Source organism: Litoreibacter ponti, assembly GCF_003054285.1.
Classification (GTDB): domain Bacteria; phylum Pseudomonadota; class Alphaproteobacteria; order Rhodobacterales; family Rhodobacteraceae; genus Litoreibacter; species Litoreibacter ponti.
In genome coordinates this window covers 541,311-556,685 of record NZ_QBKS01000002.1, presented here as the reverse complement: position 1 = coordinate 556,685, position 15,375 = coordinate 541,311, and the positions used below count along the sequence as shown (strand labels likewise).

Genomic DNA, 15,375 nt, shown 5'->3' with positions numbered 1-15,375 from the left:
GGTCTAGACCAGCTCTGCGATGATCTGCCGGAGGGTGGGAATGCCGTCGCCCTTTTCAGACGAGGTTAGGACCAGCTCGGGGAAGGCGGCGGGGTGCTTTTGCAGCGCGGCGCTGACCTGCGCCACCGTCTTGTCGAGCTGCCCCTTCTTGAGCTTGTCGACCTTGGTGAGCACGACCTGAAAGGTCACGGCGGAGCTGTTGAGTAGGTTCAGGATCTCCTCGTCCACGGGCTTGATTCCATGGCGCGCGTCGATCAGCACGAAGGCGCGGCGCAGGGTCTGGCGGCCGGACAGGTAGGCCTTGAGCAGGCGCTGCCATTTCTGGACGACGGCGACCGGGGCTTCGGCGAAGCCGTAACCGGGCAGGTCGACGAGGTAATGGCTGTCGGCGAGGGTGAAGAAGTTGATCTCTTGCGTGCGGCCGGGGGTGTTGGAGGTTCGGGCCAGCGCCTTGCGGCCTGTCACCGCGTTGATCAGGCTGGATTTTCCGACATTGGAGCGACCGGCGAAGCAGACTTCAATTCGGTCGGCGGGCGGCATGCCGTCCATGGCGACGACGCCCTTGAGGAAGTCGGTCTCGCCCGCGAAGAGCTTGCGGCCCGGCTCGGCCACTTGCGGGGTGGGCGTGTCCGCTATGGTGAAGGTGAACGCGGTCATGTGATTTCTACCGCGTCGCCGATTGCCAGGTCGCCCGCCTGCGTGACCACGCCGTAGAGGCCGAATTCCTGATGACCGAATGCCTTGAGCGCGCCCAGCGTGTCGGCGTCACGCAGGCCGGTGGTCGTGTTGGCGGTCGTGGCGAGGCAGCGGGTGATCTGCTCTTCGATTTTGAACGCCGCGCCGCCGATCCGGACGGTCTTGCCGAGCCAGCGCGCCTCCTCCCACGGCTCGAGCCCGTCGAGCCAGAGGTTGGCGCGCCAGCGCTCGAACTGAAGCGATTGGCCGAGCTGTTCCTCGACCGCCTTGTGGCTCGCGAGGTTGGCGATGGAGATCGAGGGGAACGGGCTGTCGGTCATGCCGCGGCCGTCTACCCGGACGACACGGGCGGACTGTGCCCGGTCTTTGGGTATCAGCGGGCGGACCCAGTCGATCAGCTGCGCTTCGTCGCGCTCGGGATGAAGGGTGACCGGGTCGCGGTCCGGGTGAGACAATGTCAGCATCTCGGTCGTCTCGTCGAGGCTGCAGTGGATCGCCATGAGCAGGGGGGCCTTGGCCCCGCGGGAGAAATTGGCGCAAGGAGCCCATTCGGTGCCGTCGATGCGCGCGCCCTCATGGGCGACGGCCCAAGTGCGGTCAAAAGGCATTGTGCGGCCCTGTTCGAGCGTCACCCGGTCCAGCGCCTCGCGTCCGTGGGACTTGATCGGGTGGCGCCAGATATGGGCGAGGCTGGGGGTCACTTCTTGGCCTTTGGCTTGTCTTCCACGGGCTTGTCACCCTTCTTGAAGCTGGCCTTGATGTTACCGAACAGGTCCGGCTTGTATCCCTGGCTGCGCATGATCGCGTATTGCTGGGTGAAAGTAATGATGTTGTTGGCGATCCAGTAGACGACCAGGCCGCTGGCAAAGCCGCCAAGCATGAACATGAAGACCCAGGGCATCCAGGCGAAGATCATCTGCTGGGTCGGGTCGGTGGGGGCCGGGTTCAGCTTCTGCTGCAGCCACATCGAGATGCCGAGGATCAGCGGCAGGATGCCGATGAAGATTAGCGCCATCAGGGATTCCGGGTGTGGCGCCTCATTGGGCAGCAGGCCGAACAGGTTGATGATCGAGGTCGGATCGGGGGCGGACAAGTCCTGGAAGGGGCCGAACCAGGGCGCATGGCGCAGCTCGATGGTGACGAAGATCACCTTGTAGAGCGAGAAGAAGATCGGGATCTGCAACAGGATGGGCAGGCAGCCCGCGGCCGGGTTCACCTTTTCCTTCTTGTAGAGCGCCATCATCTCGGTCTGGAGCTTCTGGCGGTCATCACCGGCCTTCTCCTTGATCTTCTCCATCTGCGGCTGCAGCTCTTTCATCTTCGCCATGGAGACGTAGGATTTGTAGGCCAGTGGCAGCAGGATGGCCTTGATCAGCAGGGTCAGCACGACGATCGACCAGCCCATGTTGCCGATGAAGATGTTGAGCCAATGCAGCACGGCGAAGATCGGCTTGGTCAGGAAGAAGAACCAGCCCCAGTCGATGCTGTCGAGGAAGCCCTCGACGCCTTCCTGCTCATAGCTGCGGATCGCCTCCCACTCCTTCGCGCCTGCGAACAGCTGCGAGGACACGGTGGCGGTCGCACCGGGGGCGACGTCGACGATGGGCAAGCGGGTCTCGGTCTGGAAGATCTGCGCGCCGGGGACGAATTTTGCGACCGAGGTGAAAGAAGAGCCCGGCGTCGGGATCAGCGTCGTCATCCAATATTTGTCGGTGAAGCCGATCCAGCCGTTCCCGGCGACCTCGGTCACCTGCGCATTGGCGGCTTCGCGTGCGACGACGTCGAAATCGGTCATGTCGTCGTAATCGACCTCGGCCAGCTCGCCGTCATTCATGGCGACCATGCCTTCGTGCAGGATGAAGAAGCCGATCGTGTCCGGCTCGCCGTGGCGAGCCACAATGCCGTAGGGCTGCAGGCGGCGCGGCTGCCCGGAAGTGTTGGTGACCGTCTGCTCGACGGTGAACATGAACTCTTCATCGACCGAGATGGTGCGATTGAAGGTCAGTCCCGCCTCGTTGCTCCAGGCAAGTGTGATGGGGCTGTCCGGGGTCAGCGTGTCGCCAGACACCAGCTGCCATTCGGTGTTGGCACCTGGCACCTGCTCATAGGTCAGATCACCAGCCGGGGCCCAGCCGTAAAGCGCATAATAGGCGTTCGCAGTGCCGACGGGGGACAGAAGCGTGACGATGTCGGCGTCCTCTTCCAGCGTCTCGCGATATTGCGACAGCTTGAGGTCGTCGAGGCGGCCGCCGGTCAGCGAGATGGTGCCTTTGAGCTCCGGCGTTTCGATCTGAATGCGCACATCGTCGGCCAGTGCGGTCTCGCGCACCTCTGCGGAGCTGGGCGCGACGGCGGCCGGCGGGGTGCCGGCAATCGGCGGCGCCGCGGCCGTGCCGTCGGCTTGGGTCGTGGCGGGGACCGGCGCGTTTGGATCGACGATGGGCTGCTCGGGTGGGAACAGGAAGAACCAGACCAGGATCACCAGAAAGCTGAGTGCGGTCGCGAGGATAAGGTTCTTGTTCTGATCGTCCATTTCGGGCGTCCACCTGTGCCTTTAAAAGTCAGGCTGGTTCAACAGGGTGGAGCGGAAAAGGTCAAGCGCAATTGGCTTGTTTTACGACGCGTCGCGCGGCCTTGCCGCGGTTGTGAAGGCCCGACGCACGCGTCGCGCGACGCGGTCGTCATCCGGTCTTGCGCGGGAAGATAGAGGCTGCGTTTTGCTGCTGGTTGTGCTTGGCCATCCAGGCGGCGGTCTCCTCGAAAGGCATCGGCTTGCCGATGGCGTAGCCTTGCATATGGGTGCAGCCGAGCTGAGAAAGGATGCCTTTTTCTTCGAGCGTCTCGACGCCTTCGGCGACGGTCTCGATCTCAAGTTGCTCGGCCATGCCGATAATCGCGTTGACCATTCGTTGTTGTCCCGGATCCTCATCGGCGTGGGTGATAAAGGAGCGGTCGATCTTGATGCGATTCACTGCGAAGCGGCGAATGTTGGAGAGCGACGCATGACCGGTGCCAAAATCGTCCAGGTCAATGCGGAAACCCTGATCGCCGAGTGCGCGGATATTGCGGGTGATAACATCATCCTCGGTCTCCGCGACGACGGTCTCGAGTATTTCGATCGCAAGGCGCTCCGGCTCGATCTCGAACCGGTCGACGTCCCACTTGATGCGCTCCACCAGCCCCGGATTGCGCAGATCCTGCGTTGCGAAATTCACCGCGACGGTCGGCACTTTCAGACCTGCCGCGTCCCAGCCACGGATCGCGCGCAAGGCGTGTTGCAGCATCGTCTCGCTGAGCAATTCCATACCGCGCACGGCCTCGAGCGCCGGCAGGAATACGCCGGGTGCCAGCATGCCGCGCTCCGGGTGGTCCCATCGCGCGAGCGCCTCGAAGCCGGTGACCAGCCCGGTATCGGTGGAGATTTGGGGCTGGAACCAGGCGATGATCTCGCCGCGTTCCAATGCGTTGAGCACGTCTTGTCCGGACGGGCTTCCATCCCGTTCGACTTCAGGGGTGTTTTTCGAGAAGCCGCGGATCGCGCCGGTGCCTTGCGCCTGCGCGTCGCGCAAGGCCATGTCGGCGCCTTCGACCATGCTGATCCCGCTGCGCGACTTCGCACGTTCCTGCAGGCAAAAGCCCGCGCTCAGGGTGACATGGGCGCTTGCGTGATCAATGAGGATGCCCGTATGTGCCGCGTCTTGTAGCCGCTCGACCAGCGCCACGACTGCACCGAGTTCTGGCACTCGGATCCCCGGCAGCCCGATGGTAAATTTGGTCTGACCGGTCTTGGCCACAATATCGGTCGTGCGCAGCACGCCGCACAGCCGGTCGGTGAGCACTGACATGATGTGTTCGACGCCATCACTGCCCCAGGTATCGATCAGCGTTTCGGAATTATCGAGCTCCAGCGACAGAACGGCGCTTCTTTGCGTGTTCGGCTGGGTGGCGATGGCGTGGTCGACCAGGGCCACGATATCGTCCTGCCCGCCTTGGCGGAATTGCTGACGGTAAGGCCGCGCCTGAGGCGCGCGCACGCCAAGAAGGGCCACGGGCAGTGCGAAGGCGGCGATGAGCAGGGGCGGGGTGGAATTGGTGGCGTAGGAAATGCCCGCAAGCAGCGGCAAGCTGGCAAGGCCATATCGTGTCAGGGTCGCGGACCCAAGAATTTGCGCAACGCGCGCCGATAGCCGTTCCATGTTTCACCCTTTCGCCCTCGGATCACGACGAAATTAGGCCCACATGCTTTTCAGCCCGTTAATCGTCAGGCTTTAGTTTCGGCATATTTGGTTCAATTTTTTCCGACTTACGCGCGAGACCCTTGAAGTCAAAAAGCTCTGGATCGAGCAGGTGAGAAGGGTTTGCGTTGGTCAAGGCGCGAAACATCTTCTGGCGGCGCCCGGGCGACCTTTCTTCCCATGTATCAAGCATTCGCTTGATGTTCTGGCGCTGCAAGCCGTCTTGTGATCCGCACAGATCACAGGGGATAATCGGGTAGTTCATGGCGCGGGCGAAGCGGTCGCAATCGTCTTCGGCGACATAGGCCAGCGGGCGGTAGACGAACAGGTCGCCCTCTTCGTTCAGGAGCTTCGGCGGCATGGCCGACAGGCGCGCGCCGTGGAACATGTTCAGGAAAAACGTCTCGAGAATGTCGTCGCGATGGTGGCCCAGAACGACGGCCGAGCATCCCTCTTCCCGGGCGATGCGGTAAAGATTGCCGCGCCGCAGCCGCGAGCAGAGCGCGCAATAGGTGCGGCCCGCGGGGACCTTGTCCTTCACTATGGAATAGGTGTCCTGGTATTCGATCCGGTTCGGCACGCCCATCTTTTCGAGAAATTCCGGCAGCACGGTGGCCGGGAAGTTCGGCTGGCCCTGATCAAGATTGCAGGCGAGAATTTCCACCGGCAGCAGGCCGCGCCATTGCAGCTCTGTCAGGGCGGCGAGCAGCGTGTAGCTGTCCTTGCCCCCCGACAGGCACACCAGCCAGCGCGCGCCGCGCTCGATCATGCCGAAATCGTCAATCGCCGCGCGGGTGTCGCGGATGATGCGTTTGCGCAGCTTCTTGAACTCGGTGCCCTTGGGGGCGCCGTGGAAGAGCGGGTGGATGTCATCGGCCTCGTCAAGCATGCCCGGGTGTATAGGGCGGGTGGGCGCGCAAAGGAAGATGCATCTGATGGGCGCGCGCGGCCGTATCAAGAGAAAGGAGCCCGTGATGAAGTATCTCTGCCTGGCCGCTGTCCTTGCCCTGTCCGCCTGCACGGGCAAGCCGTCCTTCCAGGACGCGAGCCTGAGCGAGCGGCAGCTGAACCTCGAGACGTATTTTGCGGGCGATCTGCGGGCCTACGGCCAGTTTCAGGACGTGCTGGGGACGGTGCGGCGGCAATTCGTGGTCGATATCGACGGCACGTGGGATGGCGAGATATTGAGGCTGGTCGAGGATTTCGTCTACGAGGATGGCTCGACCGAGCAGCGCATCTGGACCCTGCGCAAGACTGGGCCCATGACCGCCGATCAGACGTGGGAAGGCACAGCGCCGGGCGTCATCGGCGTGGCCACGGGGCGCGAGGAGGGCGACCGATTCAATTGGCGCTACACGATTGATCTGCCGGTGGGTGAGGGCGAGACGACCCGGGTGACGTTTGATGACTGGATGTGGCTGCAAGAGGACGGGCGGCTGCTGAACCGCGCCTATATGAAGCGCTTCGGGTTGGACGTGGGCGATGTCATCATCACGTTCGAGAAGCGTTGAACGGGGCCAAAGTCTTATGAAGACTTTGCGCGCAAACTTTTCTGAAAAGTTTGCCGCCCCTAATCCGGCACGTCGTCGACGCCCATGCCGCCCCACGGGTGACAGCGGGCGATGCGGCGGGCGGAGAGCCAGGAGCCTTTGATGCCGCCATGCTTCTCCAAGGCCTCCAGCGCGTAAGCCGAACAGGTTGGGTCGTAGCGACAGTTGAACCCCACCCAAGGCGAGAAGGTCGCGCGATAGGCGCGCACGGGCAGGGCGCAGAGCTTTGCCAGCGGGCTCATCCATGCACCTTGTCGATCGCGCGGGCGAGATCGGTGCGCAGCTGGGCAAACTCGCGCGCGATGGTCTCGCCGGGGCGGCCCACCAGCACGTAATCCCAGCCGGGCTGCGCCCGCGGGCCAAGCTCGAGACCTGCGGCTTCGCGCAGGCGGCGCTTGGCACGGTTGCGGGCCACGGCATTGCCGATTTTCTTGGAACAGGTGAAGCCCACGCGGGCCGGGGCGTCATCGCCCCGGTCGCGGGCCTGTAGAAGCAGTCCCGGCTGGCCCGAGCGCTTGGCGCGGGCGGCGCGCAGGAAGTCGGCGCGTTTGGAGAGAACCTCCAAACGAACGAAAACCGCCGGGGGCGTGTCCGCGCCCGGGACGGTGTCCTGGTGCGCGTGGGCCTCCGGCGGCATCATGTCTCTAAAGGATGGGGCGTCGGCGCTTACGCGCTCAGCTTCGCCCGGCCTTTGGCGCGGCGCGCGTTCAGGATCTTGCGGCCAGCCTTGGTTGCCATGCGCGCACGGAAGCCGTGGCGGTGCTTGCGAACCAGGTTCGACGGTTGGAACGTACGTTTGCTCATCAGCTCGGCTCCTTGCGGGGGGCGATCATCCGGATCGGATTCGTGCCCATTCGTATTCAGAGCCTGCGTCATAGACAGGGCCGGGCCGTGCGTCAACGTGCAAACACGGCCTTTTCTGCAACATTTCACCGCAGCGTGCCGCCCGCAGTGTTACGGACGCCGCGTCAGCGCGGCTATTCTCTCACCTGCGATCAAGCGCGCGTGAGCGGAGCTATCTTTGCGGTGGGGATTGCGCTTCTAAGGGGGCAACTTATCATTTCGGAGCCCTTCCAATGTCCGAGACATCCATGCAACCACAAAAATCCGCCCTGCAGCGCAAGCTGCCGGTGATCATCATCGCGGCGGTGGCCCTGATCGGCGCCTTCACCCTGAAGGATTACCTGTCTTTCGATGCGTTGCGCGACAACCGCGAGGCGCTGCTGGCCTTTCGCGATGCCAACTACCTGATTGCGGTGCTGGGCTTCATCGCGATCTACGTGGTGATCGTGGCCTTCTCGCTGCCCGGTGCCACCATCGCCACGCTGACGGGCGGGTTCCTGTTCGCGACCTTCCCCGGCGCGCTCTACAACATCCTTGGCGCAACCATCGGTGCGACGATCATTTTCTCGGCCGCGCGGATGGGCTTTGGCGAGAGGCTTGCCGCCAAGATGGAGTCGAGCGAAGGGCTGGTCAAAAAGATCAAGGACGGCATCGACGAGAACCAGTGGTCCGTGCTTTTCCTGATCCGGCTTGTCCCGGCGGTTCCGTTTTTCGTGGCCAATCTGGTGCCGGCGCTGGTGGATGTGCCGCTGCGCCGCTTCGTGATCTCGACCTTCATTGGCATCATTCCGGGCGCGGTGGTCTACACCTCGGTGGGCGCGGGTCTGGGCGAGGTCTTTGCCCGCGGAGAGACCCCGAACCTTGGCATCATCTTCGAGCCGCAGATTCTGCTGCCGATCCTGGGGCTCTGCGCGCTGGCCGCGCTGCCCATCGTGTTGAAGGCCGTGCGCGGCAAAGAAGGGCTGTAATTACATGCAAAAGATCAAGACGGACCTGCTGGTCATCGGTGCGGGCTCTGGCGGCCTGTCGGTGGCCGCAGGCGCGGTGCAGATGGGGGCCAAGGTGGTCCTGCTGGAAGACCACAAGATGGGCGGCGATTGCCTGAACTATGGCTGTGTGCCCTCAAAAGCGCTGATCGCCGCGGGCAAGAAGGCCCACGCGATGCGCAAGACCCAGTTCGGGGTCACCGGGGTCGATCCCAAGATCGACTACGCAGGCGCCAAGGACCATGTGCAGGCTGTGATCGACACCATTGCCCCGGTGGACAGCCAGGAGCGGTTCGAAGGTCTCGGCGTGCACGTGATCCGCGAGCGCGGCCGCTTCGTGGACGAAAACACCGTACAGGCGGGCGATCACGAAATCACCGCGCGGCGCATTGTGGTGGCGACGGGCTCGTCGCCCTTCGTGCCGCCGATCCCGGGGCTGGAGAATGTGCCGTATCTGACCAATGAGAGCCTGTGGGACCTGCGCGACCTGCCGGAGCATCTGCTGATCGTCGGCGGCGGGCCCATCGGCATCGAGATGGCGCAGGCGCATCTGCGCCTAGGCTCCAAGGTCACGGTGATCGAGGGTGAGAAAGCCATGGGCAAGGATGACCCTGAGATGGCCGCCATCGTGCTCGACCGGATGCGCGAAGAGGGCGTCGTCATCGAAGAAGGCGCGCTGGCCGAGGAAATCACCGGCAAAGCGGGCGATATCACCGTCAAGGCCAAGGATGGGCGCGTCTTCAAAGGCTCGCATCTGCTGATGGCCGTGGGCCGGGCGGCGAATGTGAAAGATCTCGATCTGGAAAAGGCCGGGGTGAAATACTCCAACCGGGGCATCGAGGTGGACGCCTCGCTGCGGACCTCCAACAAGAAGGTCTATGCCATTGGCGACGTCGCCGGGCAGCTGCAGTTCACCCACGTGGCGGGCTACCATGCGGGGGTCGTGATCCGCTCGATCCTGTTCGGGCTGCCATCGAAGGCCAAGCAGGGGCATATCCCCTGGGCGACGTATACGGACCCCGAGCTGGCGCAGGTCGGCCTGACTGAAGCGCAGTCGAAGAAAGAACACGGCATCTATTCCGAAGTCTACCGCTTCGAGTTCGAAGAGAACGATCGCGCGATTGCCGAGGGCAAGACCACGGGTTTGATCAAGGTGATGGTCGCCAAGGGGCGGCCCGTGGGCGCCACGATTGTGGGTGCGGGCGCAGGCGATCTGATCGGCATCTGGGCCCTGGCGATCGCCAACAACATGAAGATGAGCCAGATCGCGGGCATGGTTGCGCCCTATCCGACCCTTGGGGAGGTTAACAAACGCGCGGCGGGTGCCTATTTCTCGCCAAGGCTGTTTGAAAGCGATAAGGTCAAGAAAGTGGTTGGGTTCATTCAGAAATACCTGCCTTAACTGCCCGCTTTTCTGTAAGGGAGGGGCCCGTTGTTTAGCTCTCTTTCAGGACGATTCCTGATGCTGACGATCATCTTCGTGATGATCGCTGAGGTGCTGATCTTTGTCCCCTCCGTCGCGCGGTTCCGGCAGGATTACCTGCTGGCCCGGCTGGAGAAGTCGCAGATTGCGTCCCTGTCCGTGCTGGCGAGCCAGAACCAGAGCATCTCGGCGACCTTGGCCCAAGAACTTCTGGACAATGCAGGCGTCTACAACGTCGTGCTGCGCCGGGATGCGTCAAGCCAGCTGGTGCTGTCATCGCCTGTGCCGGGGCCGGTGACCACGATGGTGGACCTGCGCGACCCGTCACCTTGGTATCTGATTGCGGGTGCGATGATGCAGCTATTCGACCCGCCCGATGGTGTGATCCGGGTGCTGGGCTCGCCCACGCAGGCCGCGGGCACACTGATTGATGTGACCATGCCACAAGCGCCCCTGCGGGCGGCGATGATCGACTACGGCTTGCGGGTTCTGGCGCTGTCGGCGGTGATTTCGATCATCTCGGCGGCTTTGCTGTTTCTTGCGGTGCGTCGCTTTATGGTCAAGCCGATCAAGCGGGTCGTGGGCTCTATGCAGGCCTATGCAGAGGCGCCCGAGGACGCACGCCGCGTGATCACGCCCGACAGCTCGATCAAGGAGCTGCGGGCCGCCGAGGACACGCTGGCAGAGCTGCAGACGCGCCTAACCGGCTCCTTGAAGCAGAAAGAGCGGCTGGCGCAGCTTGGGGGTGCCGTGGCCAAGATCAGCCATGATCTGCGCAACATCCTGACGACGGCGACGCTGCTGGCAGACCGGATGGAGCGGTCCGAGGACCCGGCGGTGAAACGCTCCGCACCGAAGCTGGTGAACTCACTGAGCCGCGCGGTGAACCTGTGCGAGGGCACGCTCGCCTTTGGCCGTGTGGACGAGGCCCCGCCGAAGCTGGTCATGTCCCCGATTCAGGGCATTGTTGATGATGTGCTGCAAAGCGAGCAGCTTGCCGCCAGCGCCGAGATCGAATTTGGCTGCGATGTGCCGCCGCATCTGATGGTGCGCTGCGATCCCGAGCAGATTTACCGCATTCTGGGCAATCTGGTGCGCAATGCGCGTCAGGCTCTGGAGGCCGCGGGCAAGCCCGGGCGGATCCAGATCGCCGCCGCCGAGACCGCCGATGGCTGGACCCTGACGGTCGAGGATGATGGCCCGGGCCTGCCGCCCAAGGCGCGCGAGAACCTGTTCACGGCGTTCGAGGGTGGCGTGCGCAAGGGCGGCACCGGGCTTGGCCTTGCGATTGCCGCCGAATTGGCGCGGGGTCATGGCGGCGCGCTATCTCTGCTGCGGTCGGACAACGACGGTACGGCCTTCCAGTTGCACCTGCCCAAGGAAGCCGAGCTGTTCGATCAAGCCGCGCAATAGGCACGGCTCTTTCAAGAAACAGCCCAGATTTCGCCCCTTTCCGACGCCAAACTGTCCCTCGACTTGAGACAAGGTTGGGGTGACCACCATGGCAAAATTCTACCGCAACGTGATTATCGGCACGGGCATCATGTTCATGGCGATCATCATGCTTGGCTTTGGGCTGAGTAGTCCGAGCACGGCCCCGACCCAAGGGCTGAAGATGGGCAGTGGCACCGTCAAGAGCGTGCAGTTGACCGCGCAAGGCGCCTATCCCGATGACATGAGCCTCGTCGAAAGCGTCAAATCCTGGTTCGGCGTCGACATCAACGCCGAGCGGGCCGCCAAGCATCGCAGCGCCGAGCTGCGCAAGCTGAAGCTGCGCGCCAAGGGCCACAAGACGTACAATACGCGCACCAAGGGTGTGCTCTACAACGGGTCCTGAGGGGCGGGGGAGCGGATCATGTCTGCGCGATTTGTCTGGAAAGGTATCCTGTTTGCCATCAGCATTTTCATGCTGCTTCTGACCATGGGGTTTGGTCATAGCGGTGGCACCTTCCTGCCGGAGAAGGAAACCCACACGCGTTTTTCCGGCCCGACCAAGATCGCGGCGCCGGGCGCGCGCACCGCAGGGTTCAAATCCACCGCACCCGAGCCTGAGCCGATCGTCATCGAGCCCTCGATCTTCGCCAAGATCCGCAACACCACCGATCGCTGGATGGGTGGCGGGCAGATGGTGAGCGTGGGCCAGCATGAGGGGCACAAGACCGAGCTGCAGAAGCTGCAAAGCCGCCGTGCCACCAAGGGCATCCCCGGCGGGCTGTCGGTGCTTGAGGCGAATTAGGGCAGGCCATGGGCGCGATCCGCAAAGCTTTTATGTCCTTCGGGGTCACGGTGCTTGGCCTTGGTATCGCTTTCACCATCATGGCCTATGACAAGCCGCAGGTTTATCCGGGCCTTGGCGAGCTGCGCGCCTTTGCGGCAGAAAAGCTCGGGCTAAGCCCTGATCAGCCGCCAGAGCTTACGAGCCTGCAGCACTTGCGCGAACGCAGCGCGCCGTTGCCGGTCGAGGGCCAAGGTCCGGGCGCGCCGATTGGGGGCGGGACGGTCTACGGCATCCTCGATGTGTTCCGGATGAAGCAGATTTTCCGCCCCAATGACGCGCCGACCCAGACCCATCGCACCCGCCCGGGCGTGCGCGTGAATGGCCCTGCGCTTCCGACGGTGGGCGAGACCCGCAAATCGAACAATTCTCTGCTGGGCGCGCCTTAAACCCCTTGCAAAGGGTCGGGTCGGGGGTTACATCGCCCTCACTCCGCGCGCTGGTAGCTCAGTTGGATAGAGTACTTGACTACGAATCAAGGGGTCGGGGGTTCGAATCCTCCCCAGCGCGCCATTTCCCTTCTTGTTGTTCTCCAGACGATTTCTGCGGTTGCGGCCCGAGCGGTCGGCCCGCTCGATAGAAGATCACCTAGCGTCAGGTATGCGGAGTGAAGCGGCACAGGCCGACTTCGGCGCGGAATGTATCGCCTATTGCATAGCTAGTTTTCGTCGGGCGCTGATCCGTAGGACGTCAATGAAAGACTCATCGTCCATCCGCGCGACCCTCGACTATGGCGCTGACGTATTTGGCACTACTCAAACAACAGGGTGAGCGTCGTGAGGTCCGGCAGCCCGGATTGCGCGATACCCTTGTCGGCCTGGAAGGATTTCAACGCCACTTGCACGTCAGCCCCGAATGCGCCGTCTGTCTGGATGTCATATCCAAGTTCTTTCAGGCGCATTTTCATGCGGTCCAGAATGGCTTCATATTGTGCAATATCTGATCCCTGCTGGCGCAGGACAATCATGTCGCTGGGCGTTTTCAACCGTTGCTCGCGCAGGAAGCCGACATAGGCCACGGCAACATCGGACAGGGCGGCCTCTGGCCTGTTTTGGCAGGTTTGCAGCACCTGGGAGGTGAAATAGTGTTTGGTCTGCCAACCGGTCAGATCGAAGGTGTCGGGCTCGTACATGTTCGCGGCGGTCAGGAAGCCGGACAGCCATTCGGCATATCCGGCCACAAGGCGCGTGTCTTCTTTCAGCGCATTTATGATCGCGCCACATCTCTGGTTTCCCAGACCTTCCACCGCGGCGCGCGGGTTCAGGCCGTCCGCAGCAGCGGTCGTGGACAACGCCAAGAATGCGAAAGGTGCGGCGCGCGCTGCCGACCGGAGCGCGCACCAGGTCTTGCTGGTCAAGCTCGCGCCCTTTTCCGGCGCAGCAGGCTGAACCCGCCCAAAGCGCCAATCATCAAGAGCCCTGTCGCTGGCAGCGGGACCGGCGCAGGTTCGGGATCGTCACCTACAAAGACCGTTTGGGGAATTTGGGCCAGACGGGTGGCCGCGCCCGGGTCCTCCAGCGCGATGCCCGTGACAAAGGCAGCGCTGTCCGTTGGGTCCAGAAGCAGATCGGTGTCGATGCCAAGGATCTGAAAAGACGACACCGGCGTATCGAATGTGTAGCGCTGCCCCGGCGCGAGCGCGATCACCATGTCATTGAAGACCAGTTGATACCCATCCGGATCGTTCACGGCATCGAGAGTCGGAGCCTGTACCGCAGTGAAGACCGTCCCTTCGACTTCATAGGTGTAGCCAACCGCTACGTCAGGATCGATGAAGAAGATCGCATTGGGGGGGATTATGGACGGCACATCGAATTCGAAGCCCCCATCGGCGCCCGGCGCTCCTTCCGGCAACAAGGCAAAGTCTTCGTCAACGCCAATGGCGTCGCCAACCGGGCCCGATGTGATCTGAACGCCTGCATTGCTGGCAACTGTTTCTTGCGTAAAGGTATCGATGAAAATCTCACCGTCGGGATTGGTATCCGGATCCGAAAAATTGCCGTCAGGGTCAAGGTGCACGATTGTCGGTTCGAGCCGCCACAGGCCCGAACAGGGCTCGATTGGGCAGGTCTGGAAAATCCCAGATGGCCCGAAAGGGTCCTCCAACTCAATGCCCTGCAAACCGGCGGCCGCAATATAGTCCTGACCCAAACGCAAGGTCATGGCATCAAAGAAGTTGAAGGTGTCGTTGCCGATGATCCCGGACCCATCGAGATTATAGGTCAGCTGGGATTCACCGACAAACGTATTAAGGACGACCTCCGCGCCATTTTCGGCGTTGAAGAAGTCTGGTCCAAACCCTTCGTCAACGGTGGGGAAAAAGTCGTACTGACCATTTAGATCAAAACTCGGGCCCTGATATTCGACACGGATGAGGGCGACTTCGCTATTGGACTCGAAGAATGGCCCCAGATCCACGAACTGGTTTGAACTGATCTGCCTATCGCCGTTCACGTCGTCCCCGACGAACGCGCCGACAAGGCGATTGCCGCTACCCAGATCGACGTTGAACTCGAACACGCTGTAGCCGTCCGGGATCTCCTCCGGCAAAATCACCACGGCTTGAGCCGAAGACGCGATAACACATGCCATCGCACTGGCCGACACCGTGATGGACAAAATCTTTGAGAGTGATCCGTTCATGAACTCTTCCCCGCAAAATGAACTGGTTAAGTGGATGCGGGAAAAGAAAATTCGGCCAAGCCCCCATGAGTCAACGGAAAACGGCTGAGTTTTCAGTTTGAAAAACGAGACCTGCCTCGGGATGCGCGCCGTGGCTAAGTTGCCTGTGGTTCGGCCGCTGATTCATTATTGTTTTGCAATAACTTAGACGTCAACGTGTGTCGTTCTGATCGTCGGAGGAGGCCACGTTTTTTCGAAATGAAAACCGGTGTTGAGGGTGTTTTTTGGGCTCAAAACTGACTTGTGAAAAGCGTGGAGGGAATCATTTTTTGCCGATTAAGCGTTCCACCTCGCTGCCTCCAAAGACCGATACTTAAACAAACTCGCACGGAAACTTCGATGTGTGGCGGCATGTGTCGCATGATCCGAAAAGAGGTTGGAAAGCCGTTTCCGGTCTCACAGCGGCCTCGGTTGGGGTGCTCTTTGTGTTTGAAATTCATAGTGCACCAAAAAATAGATAGGGCGACGCTGCACGGTCGGGAGATTGACCGAACAATTCCATCCTGGTGGAACGATCCCGGTTTTTGTGATACCGTATAAACATTGGTTTATCCGCACGACCCGCCAAGGCGATTTAAGATGCGTGCATTGATAATAGTGATCCTGGCATTTTGCCTCGTATTTTTGCGGGCTGGATCGGCTCAGGCGCAAACAATTCGACCGGCTCCGCCGGGCGTTGAACAAA

Annotated in this window: 17 protein-coding genes and 1 tRNA gene; 8 read left to right on the top strand and 10 right to left on the bottom strand. The window is 62.0% G+C overall.

The genetic code is table 11. The features are described from left to right. Positions 1–3: 3 nt before the first annotated feature. The 5 genes from yihA to ttcA all read right to left on the bottom strand — a co-directional run bounded on the left by yihA (position 4) and on the right by ttcA (position 5,820). Entirely contained in the window at positions 4–657 is a 654-nt protein-coding gene (gene yihA / locus C8N43_RS16620) for a ribosome biogenesis GTP-binding protein YihA/YsxC (RefSeq protein WP_107846866.1), read from the bottom strand. Next, complete coding sequence (locus tag C8N43_RS16615) at positions 654–1,397, bottom strand: MOSC domain-containing protein (protein ID WP_107846865.1); 744 nt, start codon at positions 1,395–1,397, stop codon at positions 654–656. Before C8N43_RS16615 ends, yihA begins: the two co-directional genes overlap by 4 nt. Continuing rightward, a complete protein-coding gene (gene yidC / locus C8N43_RS16610; protein WP_107846864.1) occupies positions 1,394–3,229 on the bottom strand; it encodes a membrane protein insertase YidC in 1,836 nt (611 codons plus the stop codon). The genes C8N43_RS16615 and yidC overlap by 4 nt, the downstream gene beginning before the upstream one ends. Positions 3,230–3,377: 148 nt before the next feature. Further along, on the bottom strand, positions 3,378–4,892 hold the full coding sequence (locus C8N43_RS16605) for a putative bifunctional diguanylate cyclase/phosphodiesterase (RefSeq protein WP_107846863.1): 1,515 nt from the start codon (positions 4,890–4,892) through the stop codon (positions 3,378–3,380). Between the two features lie 58 nt (positions 4,893–4,950). Next, on the bottom strand, positions 4,951–5,820 hold the full coding sequence (gene ttcA, locus C8N43_RS16600; RefSeq protein WP_107846862.1) for a tRNA 2-thiocytidine(32) synthetase TtcA: 870 nt from the start codon (positions 5,818–5,820) through the stop codon (positions 4,951–4,953). Between the two features lie 85 nt (positions 5,821–5,905). Here ttcA and C8N43_RS16595 point away from each other — a divergent pair, with 85 nt between their 5' ends. Then, positions 5,906–6,442 (top strand): DUF3833 domain-containing protein, encoded by a 537-nt coding sequence (locus C8N43_RS16595; RefSeq protein ID WP_107847325.1) that lies wholly within the window; start codon positions 5,906–5,908, stop codon positions 6,440–6,442. 59 nt (positions 6,443–6,501) lie between these two features. Here C8N43_RS16595 and yidD read toward each other — a convergent pair whose 3' ends face one another. From yidD to rpmH, 3 genes are read right to left on the bottom strand one after another with little or no spacing between them, the layout of a single operon-like run. Beyond that, the gene (gene yidD, locus C8N43_RS16590; RefSeq protein ID WP_107846861.1) at positions 6,502–6,723 is read right to left on the bottom strand and encodes a membrane protein insertion efficiency factor YidD; all 222 of its coding nucleotides are present in this window, start codon (positions 6,721–6,723) and stop codon (positions 6,502–6,504) included. Further along, positions 6,720–7,121 carry a ribonuclease P protein component gene (gene rnpA / locus C8N43_RS16585; protein ID WP_107846860.1) on the bottom strand — a complete coding sequence of 134 codons (402 nt, stop codon included), beginning with the start codon at positions 7,119–7,121 and terminating at the stop codon, positions 6,720–6,722. Before rnpA ends, yidD begins: the two co-directional genes overlap by 4 nt. Before the next feature lie 26 nt (positions 7,122–7,147). Next, on the bottom strand, positions 7,148–7,285 hold the full coding sequence (gene rpmH / locus C8N43_RS16580; RefSeq protein WP_021101915.1) for a 50S ribosomal protein L34: 138 nt from the start codon (positions 7,283–7,285) through the stop codon (positions 7,148–7,150). 272 nt (positions 7,286–7,557) lie between these two features. Between rpmH and C8N43_RS16575 the strand changes: the two genes are divergently transcribed. The 7 genes from C8N43_RS16575 to C8N43_RS16545 all read left to right on the top strand — a co-directional run bounded on the left by C8N43_RS16575 (position 7,558) and on the right by C8N43_RS16545 (position 12,521). Further along, entirely contained in the window at positions 7,558–8,292 is a 735-nt protein-coding gene (locus C8N43_RS16575; protein ID WP_107846859.1) for a TVP38/TMEM64 family protein, read from the top strand. 4 nt (positions 8,293–8,296) lie between these two features. Continuing rightward, complete coding sequence (locus C8N43_RS16570) at positions 8,297–9,712, top strand: dihydrolipoyl dehydrogenase family protein (protein ID WP_107846858.1); 1,416 nt, start codon at positions 8,297–8,299, stop codon at positions 9,710–9,712. 60 nt (positions 9,713–9,772) lie between these two features. Beyond that, positions 9,773–11,146 carry a sensor histidine kinase gene (locus C8N43_RS16565; RefSeq protein ID WP_107846857.1) on the top strand — a complete coding sequence of 458 codons (1,374 nt, stop codon included), beginning with the start codon at positions 9,773–9,775 and terminating at the stop codon, positions 11,144–11,146. A gap of 88 nt (positions 11,147–11,234) precedes the next feature. Next, positions 11,235–11,570, top strand: coding sequence for a hypothetical protein (locus C8N43_RS16560; protein ID WP_107846856.1), 336 nt, complete (start codon positions 11,235–11,237; stop codon positions 11,568–11,570). An 18-nt stretch (positions 11,571–11,588) separates the two neighbouring features. Then, the gene (locus C8N43_RS16555; RefSeq protein ID WP_107846855.1) at positions 11,589–11,969 is read left to right on the top strand and encodes a hypothetical protein; all 381 of its coding nucleotides are present in this window, start codon (positions 11,589–11,591) and stop codon (positions 11,967–11,969) included. An 8-nt stretch (positions 11,970–11,977) separates the two neighbouring features. Continuing rightward, a complete protein-coding gene (locus C8N43_RS16550; protein ID WP_107846854.1) occupies positions 11,978–12,397 on the top strand; it encodes a hypothetical protein in 420 nt (139 codons plus the stop codon). A 47-nt stretch (positions 12,398–12,444) separates the two neighbouring features. Further along, positions 12,445–12,521: transfer RNA gene (locus C8N43_RS16545), tRNA-Arg, on the top strand. A 238-nt stretch (positions 12,522–12,759) separates the two neighbouring features. Here the strand turns inward: C8N43_RS16545 and C8N43_RS16540 are convergent. Both C8N43_RS16540 and C8N43_RS16535 read right to left on the bottom strand, forming a co-directional pair. Beyond that, positions 12,760–13,299, bottom strand: coding sequence for a peptidoglycan-binding domain-containing protein (locus C8N43_RS16540; protein WP_158269998.1), 540 nt, complete (start codon positions 13,297–13,299; stop codon positions 12,760–12,762). 62 nt (positions 13,300–13,361) lie between these two features. Continuing rightward, on the bottom strand, positions 13,362–14,651 hold the full coding sequence (locus C8N43_RS16535) for a VPLPA-CTERM sorting domain-containing protein (protein WP_107846852.1): 1,290 nt from the start codon (positions 14,649–14,651) through the stop codon (positions 13,362–13,364). Positions 14,652–15,375: the final 724 nt, after the last annotated feature.

Coding starts and splice junctions, on each gene's coding strand:
- yihA (WP_107846866.1), bottom strand. CDS start 657: ATGACCGCGTTCACCTTCACCATAGCGGACACGCCCACCCCGCAAGTG.
- yidC (WP_107846864.1), bottom strand. CDS start 3,229: ATGGACGATCAGAACAAGAACCTTATCCTCGCGACCGCACTCAGCTTT.
- C8N43_RS16605 (WP_107846863.1), bottom strand. CDS start 4,892: ATGGAACGGCTATCGGCGCGCGTTGCGCAAATTCTTGGGTCCGCGACC.
- ttcA (WP_107846862.1), bottom strand. CDS start 5,820: ATGCTTGACGAGGCCGATGACATCCACCCGCTCTTCCACGGCGCCCCC.
- C8N43_RS16595 (WP_107847325.1), top strand. CDS start 5,906: ATGAAGTATCTCTGCCTGGCCGCTGTCCTTGCCCTGTCCGCCTGCACG.
- yidD (WP_107846861.1), bottom strand. CDS start 6,723: ATGAGCCCGCTGGCAAAGCTCTGCGCCCTGCCCGTGCGCGCCTATCGC.
- rnpA (WP_107846860.1), bottom strand. CDS start 7,121: ATGATGCCGCCGGAGGCCCACGCGCACCAGGACACCGTCCCGGGCGCG.
- rpmH (WP_021101915.1), bottom strand. CDS start 7,285: ATGAGCAAACGTACGTTCCAACCGTCGAACCTGGTTCGCAAGCACCGC.
- C8N43_RS16575 (WP_107846859.1), top strand. CDS start 7,558: ATGTCCGAGACATCCATGCAACCACAAAAATCCGCCCTGCAGCGCAAG.
- C8N43_RS16570 (WP_107846858.1), top strand. CDS start 8,297: ATGCAAAAGATCAAGACGGACCTGCTGGTCATCGGTGCGGGCTCTGGC.
- C8N43_RS16565 (WP_107846857.1), top strand. CDS start 9,773: ATGCTGACGATCATCTTCGTGATGATCGCTGAGGTGCTGATCTTTGTC.
- C8N43_RS16560 (WP_107846856.1), top strand. CDS start 11,235: ATGGCAAAATTCTACCGCAACGTGATTATCGGCACGGGCATCATGTTC.
- C8N43_RS16555 (WP_107846855.1), top strand. CDS start 11,589: ATGTCTGCGCGATTTGTCTGGAAAGGTATCCTGTTTGCCATCAGCATT.
- C8N43_RS16550 (WP_107846854.1), top strand. CDS start 11,978: ATGGGCGCGATCCGCAAAGCTTTTATGTCCTTCGGGGTCACGGTGCTT.
- C8N43_RS16535 (WP_107846852.1), bottom strand. CDS start 14,651: ATGAACGGATCACTCTCAAAGATTTTGTCCATCACGGTGTCGGCCAGT.